Annotated in this window: 6 protein-coding genes and 3 pseudogenes; 4 read left to right on the top strand and 5 right to left on the bottom strand. The window is 36.4% G+C overall.

Going from position 1 to position 8596, the window contains the following annotated elements:
* Positions 1–300: 300 nt before the first annotated feature.
* The gene (locus AFK68_RS21570) at positions 301–519 is read left to right on the top strand and encodes a hypothetical protein (protein WP_246844334.1); all 219 of its coding nucleotides are present in this window, start codon (positions 301–303) and stop codon (positions 517–519) included.
* Positions 520–988: 469 nt separating this feature from the next.
* Here the strand turns inward: AFK68_RS21570 and AFK68_RS21575 are convergent.
* From AFK68_RS21575 to AFK68_RS42250, 4 genes and pseudogenes are all read right to left on the bottom strand, one after another.
* Positions 989–1576, bottom strand: a pseudogene (locus AFK68_RS21575) (UDP binding domain-containing protein); the annotation flags it as partial.
* A 1-nt stretch (position 1577) separates the two neighbouring features.
* Positions 1578–2679, bottom strand: a pseudogene (locus AFK68_RS21580) (UDP-glucose/GDP-mannose dehydrogenase family protein); the annotation flags it as partial.
* A gap of 426 nt (positions 2680–3105) precedes the next feature.
* Positions 3106–3927: a transposase gene (locus AFK68_RS21585; RefSeq protein WP_246844335.1), complete on the bottom strand. Its 822-nt coding sequence runs from the start codon at positions 3925–3927 to the stop codon at positions 3106–3108.
* A 46-nt stretch (positions 3928–3973) separates the two neighbouring features.
* On the bottom strand, positions 3974–4342 hold the full coding sequence (locus AFK68_RS42250) for a transposase (RefSeq protein ID WP_246844336.1): 369 nt from the start codon (positions 4340–4342) through the stop codon (positions 3974–3976).
* Between the two features lie 303 nt (positions 4343–4645).
* Between AFK68_RS42250 and AFK68_RS21590 the strand changes: the two genes are divergently transcribed.
* The 3 genes from AFK68_RS21590 to AFK68_RS21600 all read left to right on the top strand — a co-directional run bounded on the left by AFK68_RS21590 (position 4646) and on the right by AFK68_RS21600 (position 7185).
* Complete coding sequence (locus AFK68_RS21590; RefSeq protein WP_094674967.1) at positions 4646–6154, top strand: pyruvate kinase; 1509 nt, start codon at positions 4646–4648, stop codon at positions 6152–6154.
* 449 nt (positions 6155–6603) lie between these two features.
* Entirely contained in the window at positions 6604–6798 is a 195-nt protein-coding gene (locus AFK68_RS21595) for a hypothetical protein (RefSeq protein WP_143438121.1), read from the top strand.
* A gap of 177 nt (positions 6799–6975) precedes the next feature.
* Positions 6976–7185 (top strand): hypothetical protein, encoded by a 210-nt coding sequence (locus AFK68_RS21600; RefSeq protein ID WP_143438122.1) that lies wholly within the window; start codon positions 6976–6978, stop codon positions 7183–7185.
* Between the two features lie 624 nt (positions 7186–7809).
* Here the strand turns inward: AFK68_RS21600 and AFK68_RS21605 are convergent.
* Positions 7810–8355 (bottom strand): annotated as a pseudogene (locus AFK68_RS21605) (Uma2 family endonuclease).
* Positions 8356–8596: the final 241 nt, after the last annotated feature.

Here is an 8596-nt window from a genome sequence, read left to right on the forward strand (position 1 = left end):
TGAAATCCACTTCTAGAGGATGGCCAAATCCCTTAGGTTGAGGTACTAAAGGCTTAAGTATTTCCCATTCTACATCACTCAGGTCACTTGAGTATGGTTGACGTTGAGGATTTGCGATCGCAGGTAGACGGCTCATTAGTCATAGTTTGGCTTAACTATAATTAATAGTAACACCATTATTCATTTGAAAAAACTTTCTTTAGATTCTCTTTATAAATCAGCTCTAATATCAAGCAAGAAAAAAACTTAAATTTCCTGTAAATATTTACGCTTGGGTTTACACAAACGATATAAACGGACATGATGTTAAATATACCTTTATTACCTTTAGTTTTCGATCAAAAAGCTGTTGTGGGTAGTGTAGTTGGTGGACGGCGTTTTATGACAGAAATGTTGGAGTTTGCAGCCATTCATCAGATTAAGCCAATGATTGAAACTATGCCTATTTCTCAAATTAATGAAGCAATGGATAAGGTCTTAGTAAATAAGGCTCGTTATCGGAATTGTTTTAACTTCTGAATAGAAAAGATTTATCAAATTTCTATATGGTGTCATATATGATCCGGGTAATTAGTTATCGTATTGCTTAGGAGTCAGGAGTCAGGAGTCAGAATTCATAATTCAGGAGAAAGAAACAATTTGAATAGTATGAATTTTTCAATTTAGTATTCAATAGAAAACCTGTATTAAGAGGAAGTAATTTTACGATTACTATATANCAGGAGTCGTAGGGGCGTTTCATGTCGCGCAGCGAAACGGCCGTTAGCTTCGCATAACTATCGTTAACGCCCGTACAGGAGGGAAGAGGGAAGAGGGGATAAAAAAAGTATATGCATGAGAAAGTTTTTTTGGTCGCGTAAGCGGAACGGAGTTCTATCACGCTCTTATCCGGACATGATATAACCGGATTTTATATCAAACAGTAGGGACGTTCTATGGAGCGTCCCTACATGATTTTTCAAATTAAAAGCTAACTGCTAAAAGATTTTTAATGACCTATCCCTACATACTGAAAACCAGCAGCTTCTAACTCTTTGCGATCGCAGAAATTACGACCATCAACAAACAAATTATGCTCCATCGACTTTGCCATCTTGCCATAGTCTAATTTCTCAAACTGTTTCCAGTCTGTCACCAACACCAAAGCATCACAACCATCAGCAAGTCTTTCAGGGTCAGTCTCAACTACTACACCTGTTAAACCATGACGCATACCAGACTGAGAAATGATTGGGTCATAAGCTTTCACCTTAGCACCCAACCTGTTCAACTCTTGAATCAAATCTAGAGAAGGTGCATCCCGCATATCATCAGTATCAGGCTTAAACGTCAAACCTAATAACCCAATAGTTTTACCCTTAAGAATTTTCAAAGACTGCTGCAACTTGTCCACCGCTATCATCCGTTGATGCTTATTCACCTCAACTGCTGCTTTTAATAAGTTTGCTTGACAACCATAGTCATCGGCAGTAGGAACTAAAGAAGAAACATCTTCCGTGAATCAGGTGCCACCCCAACCAATTCCAGCTTGTAAAAACTTATGACCAATGCGAGAGTCAAGCCCAATGCCCTTAGCNCACCCAACCTGTTCAACTCTTGAATCAAATCTAGAGAAGGTGCATCCCGCATATCATCAGTATCAGGCTTAAACGTCAAACCTAATAACCCAATAGTTTTACCCTTAAGAATTTTCAAAGACTGCTGCAACTTGTCCACCGCTATCATCCGTTGATGCTTATTCACCTCAACTGCTGCTTTTAATAAGTTTGCTTGACAACCATAGTCATCAGCAGTATGAACTAAAGCAGAAACATCTTTCGGGAAACAGGAGCCACCCCAACCAATACCAGCTTGTAAAAACTTATTACCAATGCGAGAGTCTAACCCAATACCCTTAGCAACCTGAACTACATCTGCACCCACGCGATCGCAAATATTAGCAACCTCATTCACAAAACTAATCTTAGTTGCTAAGAAAGAATTAGCAGCATATTTAATCATCTCTGCCGAGTTCAAATCTGTAATTACCACTGGCACTGGTGGTAGAGACTGGTCGTCACCATACTTGCGTTCGACTAAAGGTGCATAAAGCTCCTGCATCATATCTAACGCCTTTTGACTATTACTTCCCAACACAATTCTGTCTGGGTTAAAAGTATCAAAGATGGCAGAACCTTCACGCAAAAACTCTGGGTTACTAACTACATCAAATTCTGCTTCAATATCTGTACCAGTTCCCCCTTCTTCTTTTTTACGTTCCTCAACCCCATCTAAAACGATCCTCCGTACCCAGTCACCAGATCCAATAGGTACAGTTGATTTATTAACAATCACTTTGTAACCTGTAGTCAAATGAGCGCCTATACCCTTTGCCACCGCTTCCACATAACGAGTATCACTTTCCCCTGTAGGTAGTGGAGGAGTACCAACAGCGATAAATAAAATATCACCATGATTGACTCCTGCTTTTAAGTCAGATGTAAACTCTAGCAACCCGTCTTTAGTGCTACTTTGCATTAGTTCAGACAAACCCGGTTCGTAAATTGGAGACTGTCCTGATTTTAACAACTTGACTTTTTCTTCGTTATTATCTATGCAAATAACATGATGTCCTGTATGAGAAAGACAAACTCCTGTAACTAAGCCAACGTAACCAGTACCAATAACGCAAACACGCATATTTATATCCTCAAAATTTTTAACACAAAAATGGATAATTAATAATTAATCCCTAGAGGTTTAAAGCCTCTCCTTATCAATGGATAATTGATAATTAATTCATTATCTAGACAGTGTAAAGTTATAGGAATAACTATTGCTAGCTAAGACTTTCAGTTATCTAAAGGTTAGAAACTTTACTATTCAGAAATTTAGGTGCTGTAAGCATTTTCCAGTAGGACTTTCAGTCTTAAAAGCAATCATTTTCTTAGAATAACTTTGTACTCTCCAATCATTATCAATTAATAAATAATTATCCATTATTCATTATCCATTATCAATTCATTAGATTTCCGTACTTGATTCAATCCTCTTCACCAATGGATAATTAGATATAGTTTTCATTATCCATTATTCATTGCACCGCTCAACTAAACTCAAACTTACTCAAAAATCTGAAAACTTAGTTGTTCGTAGTGGATCGATCGCTACAGGGTTAAACGGCAAACCCTTTATTCCTTGGTCAAAGACATCAGGAATTACTTTTTTAATTATATTCAATGACCCATTTACATCTGCATTTAATGATTTATTTTCCCTGGTTTTATATAACCCTCTTGTTACTCTTTTTCCACTAAATTCTGGTTTTTTCTCTCCATATTTTGGTAAATTATCCCTATCTAAACAGCTTGATTGAGATGTATAAGATTCTTCTGTAATTATTACTTTTATTCCTCTTAGTTGGGCTTTATATTTTAACATCTCTATCAACCTATAATGAGGGATGTTCACAAATTGTTGATTGTTCTTTTTTCCTAATTTTATTTCTTGTTTCCAGGTCTGGTTATGCCCGATAATTAAGATTCCTATTTCATGCTTAATGCACCAATCTATTACTCTTTTACTGGCTGTATGGAGATAATTTTCTACTCGACAATTTCGTTTGTGAGTTAATTTTTTTAACTTCCGAGAATGGCTTTGATTGTGGTTATTTTTTAATTCAGATTGTAAATAAGACCGCTGTTTATTATAAAAGGTATTTATTGCTTTTAATGGTCTGCCTTTAATCAAAAGAGGTGCTATTCCTGTTTGATTTGTCGTTACAGCCATTAAGTTATTTACTCCTAAATCTACTCCTGCTACTTGTTGATTTTTTGTAGTTTCCTCCGATTTTTCATAGACTATTTCTATTATGTAACAGCTACTTTTGGGAACGATTCTTGCCTCTCTTATTTCTATCTGTGAAGTGGGAATTTTTATTTGACTCATCGACAGATGACAAATTCCTTTTGTTAAGGCTTTTTTGTAAATTGATTCATCTGGATAGGGCAGAATGTTTCGGCATGCATGTCTTATGTTTATATTTGGGAATTTTCGGTTTTCCTAAAAATTTATTTGGCTGTTTTTTCCACTCTTTTAAAGCTGAAAAATAACCAGTCCAACTTTGATCTAATCTTCTAATAATTTGCTTACTTACCTTGGTAGGTAAAGCTTGATAATCGGAACTTTTAGATACCAGGTGATACAGTTCAGTAAAATTTAATTTCTTTTGATATTTAAAGAAATATTGACGATAATAGTAGTTGGCTAAATTAAACAGATTTTTAGACAAAAAAGCCTTGTGGTCAATTTCAGACCAAAAAGGATGATTTTTAGTGATGACATGACGTTCAACTAGCTTCATACCTTAATTGTAGCTGATAGGGACTCAATGGCACAGAGAACTGAACAAACTTACTCATTTTAGTTTTATAGCTTAGATTTATGAGTAAGATTGAGGAACTTTATACAAGTTTTCGCTTTCTGTATTTACCCCCAACAAATATCAATGATCACCCAATACATTTTCTACCCACTGCTTTTCCATCTCAGACAAAAGAGGCGGGGACTATATATCTATTTAATCTAAAACAAACTTAACTTTGTGAAGAGAATCTCAGAAGTAGATTTTGATATAAGGAAGGTATCAAGAATTTTATATAAAAAGATGAAACTAGAAATACCTCAACAGGATGCTTCTACTATTCGTATAGAAAGAATTGAGCGATCGCTCCAAGCAATACAAAAACTATGGTCAGAAGCGATCGCCCTGGAAATACAAGAAGCCGAAAACCTAGAAAAAATTTATCCCAATAACTGCAAAAGTGCCCAAAACCTGATTCATTACTTAGCAGTACGTCGCCATGATATCCGAGATTTACAATATGACCTTAGTATCTTGGGGTTAAGTTCCCTCGGTCGGATGGAAGCTCATGTTATGGCCTCACTTCATGCAGTTTTAGAGGCACTCCATAGAATAGATAATCGTTCCATTCCATCAGAGCTACAAGCAGAATTATCTATAACCCACGAATTAGGAAACGCCATTCTCACAGAACATACTCTGGAGATATTAGGACCTAAACCAGAACTTAGAAATGCTCGTATCATGGTGACAATGCCAAGTGCAGCTGCTGATGACCCTCAGATAATTCATAAACTATTAGCCAAAGATATGAATATCATGCGGATTAACTGTGCCCATGATAACCAGGAAGTATGGACAAAAATGATTCAACATTTGCGCCAAGCGGAAAAAGATTTAGGGAAGTCATGTCGCATTTCCTTTGACTTGGCAGGTCCAAAATTAAGAACTGGCAAAATTGAAGGTAAACATTTTTCCCTTTCTCAAGGAGATACTTTGGTAGTGAAACAGGGTGATATTCTCAGTAAACCATCTAGTAAAAATAAACCTGCAAGAGTAGGATGTGATATGCCAGAAGTTTTCCGAGATGTGCGAATTGGGGAAAGAGTTTTCTTTGATGATGGTGTTATTGCTGGAGTAATTCGCCATGTCGAAGCAGAGGAATTTCATGTAGAAATTAATTCTGCGAAGGATGGTAAAGCTAAACTTAAGAGTGAAAAGGGTATTAACTTGCCAGATACAGATTTGAAATTGCCAGCATTGACAAAAAAGGATTTGCAAGATTTAGAATTTGTTGCCCAACATGGCGATATGGTAGCTATTTCTTTTGTGCAGCATCCTACAGATATTGAGCAGTTAATTGGAGAGTTGGAAAAACTCAACACTGGGGAATTAGGAATTATTCTGAAAATTGAGAATCAAAAAGCTTTTAATCAACTGCCAAGATTATTGTTAACTGCTTTACGTCATCCACGGATAGCAGTTATGGTGGCGCGGGGTGACTTGGGTGTGGAGGTTGGGTTTGAACGTTTGTCGGAAGTGCAGGAAGAAATATTGTGGTTATGTGAAGCTGCTCATGTACCTGTGATTTGGGCAACTCAGGTTTTGGAGTCTTTGGCAAAAGGTGGTATGGCTTCTCGTGCAGAGGTTACGGATGCAGCAATGGGTAGTCGAGCAGAATGTGTGATGTTGAATAAGGGGCCATATATTGATAAGGCGATGCAATTTTTGTGTGATGTATTGCAGCGGATGCAGGCACATCATCAGAAGAAAATGGTAATGTTACGGCAGTTGAATGTTTCTAAGTTTTGAGGAAGGAAGTCGAGAAAAGGAGGGGATGGGGGAATATATATATAGGAGGAGAAGGTTTTTATTGTGGTTAATGAAGGGAAGGTGTATTGGAAGGCAGAAGAAAATAAGCGTCAAAAGTTAAAGGTAAGATTTGTTTGAATGCTTTGTAACTTTAGCAATTACCTCCTCCCCTCATCAAGTCAAAATTTAGTAATCTCAAAAGATNGTTTTTATTGTGGTTAATGAAGGGAAGGTGTATTGGAAGGCAGAAGAAAATAAGCGTCAAAAGTTAAAGGTAAGATTTGTTTGAATGCTTTGTAACTTTAGCAATTACCTCCTCCCCTCATCAAGTCAAAATTTAGTAATCTCAAAAGATTAAGAAGTAATTCTTGTCAGTAGTTTCCGGAAAGATGAGAATGGTAGGTGGAAATTGCATAAGTAATTCTTGTGGGTATTACGGAAAGAAAAAAATGGAACCAATCTTAAACAAAAAGCAAAGCAATTTTTCTAACTCAACCAATCAAAACTCTACTCAACCAACTACAAAACAAGCGGGTAAGCAAAACAGGGAGATGTTTGTTTGTTTGGATGACAATGAACTGGAGAAAGTGACGGGTGGGTGTGGATATGTTGGAGTTGTTTTTCTAGACAGTGATAGGGTTTAGACGCAGACGAGTCCTGCGCAGACGAGTCCTGTAGATGTAGATGTGCAAGTTACACTCCCTATCCCTAAGCCTACCATAAAGATTAAGAAGTAATTCTTGTCGGTAGTTTCCGGAAAAATGAGAATGATAGGTGGAAATTGCATAAGTAATTCTTGTTGGTATTACGGAAAGAAAAAAATGGAACCAATCTCAAACAAAAAGCAAAGCAATTTTCCTAACTCAACCAATCAAAACTCTACTCAACCAACTACAAAACAAGCGGGTAAGCAAAACAACGAGATGTTTGTTTGTTTGGATGACAACGAACTGGAGAAAGTGACGGGTGGGGCTTCGGGTGCGGCCTCGTTGGCTGGATATGCAGGTGTAGTCTATCTTGACGGGGACTAAACCTAACCAACCAAAATCCTCAATATCCTTCTCCCTTATCCATTCAGGAAACACCAAAGTTTATCATAGATTAGAACTTAAAATATCTAAAATCTTTCTCCTCTACCCAAAGCGCTCTATTAGCTTACACAAATTAATCGACAACCTGTGCTAGTTCTTAGTTTTCCGATAATTGGCACAAGGAGTATTTTTTCTTGGAGCGCTTTTCCCCCCTAAATGTGAAGAATAATCCCCTAGAAGTTTACCATCCCAATGACACTTTCTGGGGGTTTTTTGTTTAGACTTAATACTTGGGAGAAAGTCCTTTGTATAGCAATCGAAGCAAAGGTTAGGACATTTATAAATTCTCAAACTTAGTCATAGATTATTTTTGACTTTTGTATGAGTGACTTTTGCCTTGTAGGTAGCGCTATATTTCTGAGTAAATTTTTCCAGAGTATTACTCAACTGCAAACAAACCGGATGCCATAAAATTTAAACTCGCGATTATTACATTGAGTAGTAATCTAATTAAGAATATCCAGCTTTAAAGTTTCAAGGTTTTCTGGGCATTTTTTTTAGTTACTAATTTACCACCTAAAATCAAGATAGTTTATTAATTTACCACTTCAAATTAAAGATAGTTTATTCTTCATCATCAAACACAGGCGGCCAAAGTTCAACAATAGATAATTCCCACTCCCCAAATATTTCAGGAATAGTCAACTTATCTCCATTTCTCAACTCAATTTCTTCAGCATTGGAGCGATAAACAACAACTATTTCCTCGTCTGGATCTATCAAAATTCCTACTTGCACTCCTAATTCTAAATACTTCTTTATTTTCTCTTTTAAAGGTTTTATTCTATCAACTTTGAGATTTAATTTCTACTACTAAGTCTGGCACTAATTCCCCAAAATAACGAATACTTTTTTTGAGAGGTTAGGCACGAACAAAAGAAACATCAGGAACTTTAAGATTAGTATCAGGAAGAATAAAAGCACCACTAGAATCAAACAAACGTCCCAGACGACGTGGATAAACCCAATTACCTAATAACCTAATTAACTCAACACCAACTTCACGATAACTAATATCTTTCCTTCGTCTAATTCTAGTTGATAATCTAAACCTGCTTGATTAAGATTACCTTGCAATATTTCCAAGTCTTTAACTGTGAGATTTGACATATAATTTTATCTGAATTCAATAATTTTTCGGCAAATTTTGAACTATCTAGAGTAATGATAAATCTTGCCTTCTTGTCCTACCCTACATATATAGTAATTATAAATATATCCTAACATTTTATCATAGGGTTTTAGTCTCCAAATCATGTTTTAGCTTGGGTTTGGAGACCAAACCCCTACAGTTCTTTTTCACACCAAATCATTGAGGATTACTATACTCTACCAATAATTATAATTATGA

This window comes from Hydrocoleum sp. CS-953 (genome assembly GCF_002260545.1).
Taxonomy (GTDB): Bacteria; Cyanobacteriota; Cyanobacteriia; order Cyanobacteriales; family Microcoleaceae; genus Trichodesmium.

What these genes read in the sequence shown, in the direction of transcription:
- AFK68_RS42250 (WP_246844336.1), bottom strand. Translation starts at nt 4,342, where the DNA reads ATGAAGCTAGTTGAACGTCATGTCATCACTAAAAATCATCCTTTTTGG.
- AFK68_RS21585 (WP_246844335.1), bottom strand. Translation starts at nt 3,927, where the DNA reads ATGAGTCAAATAAAAATTCCCACTTCACAGATAGAAATAAGAGAGGCA.
- AFK68_RS21590 (WP_094674967.1), top strand. Translation starts at nt 4,646, where the DNA reads ATGAAACTAGAAATACCTCAACAGGATGCTTCTACTATTCGTATAGAA.
- AFK68_RS21595 (WP_143438121.1), top strand. Translation starts at nt 6,604, where the DNA reads ATGGAACCAATCTTAAACAAAAAGCAAAGCAATTTTTCTAACTCAACC.
- AFK68_RS21570 (WP_246844334.1), top strand. Translation starts at nt 301, where the DNA reads ATGATGTTAAATATACCTTTATTACCTTTAGTTTTCGATCAAAAAGCT.
- AFK68_RS21600 (WP_143438122.1), top strand. Translation starts at nt 6,976, where the DNA reads ATGGAACCAATCTCAAACAAAAAGCAAAGCAATTTTCCTAACTCAACC.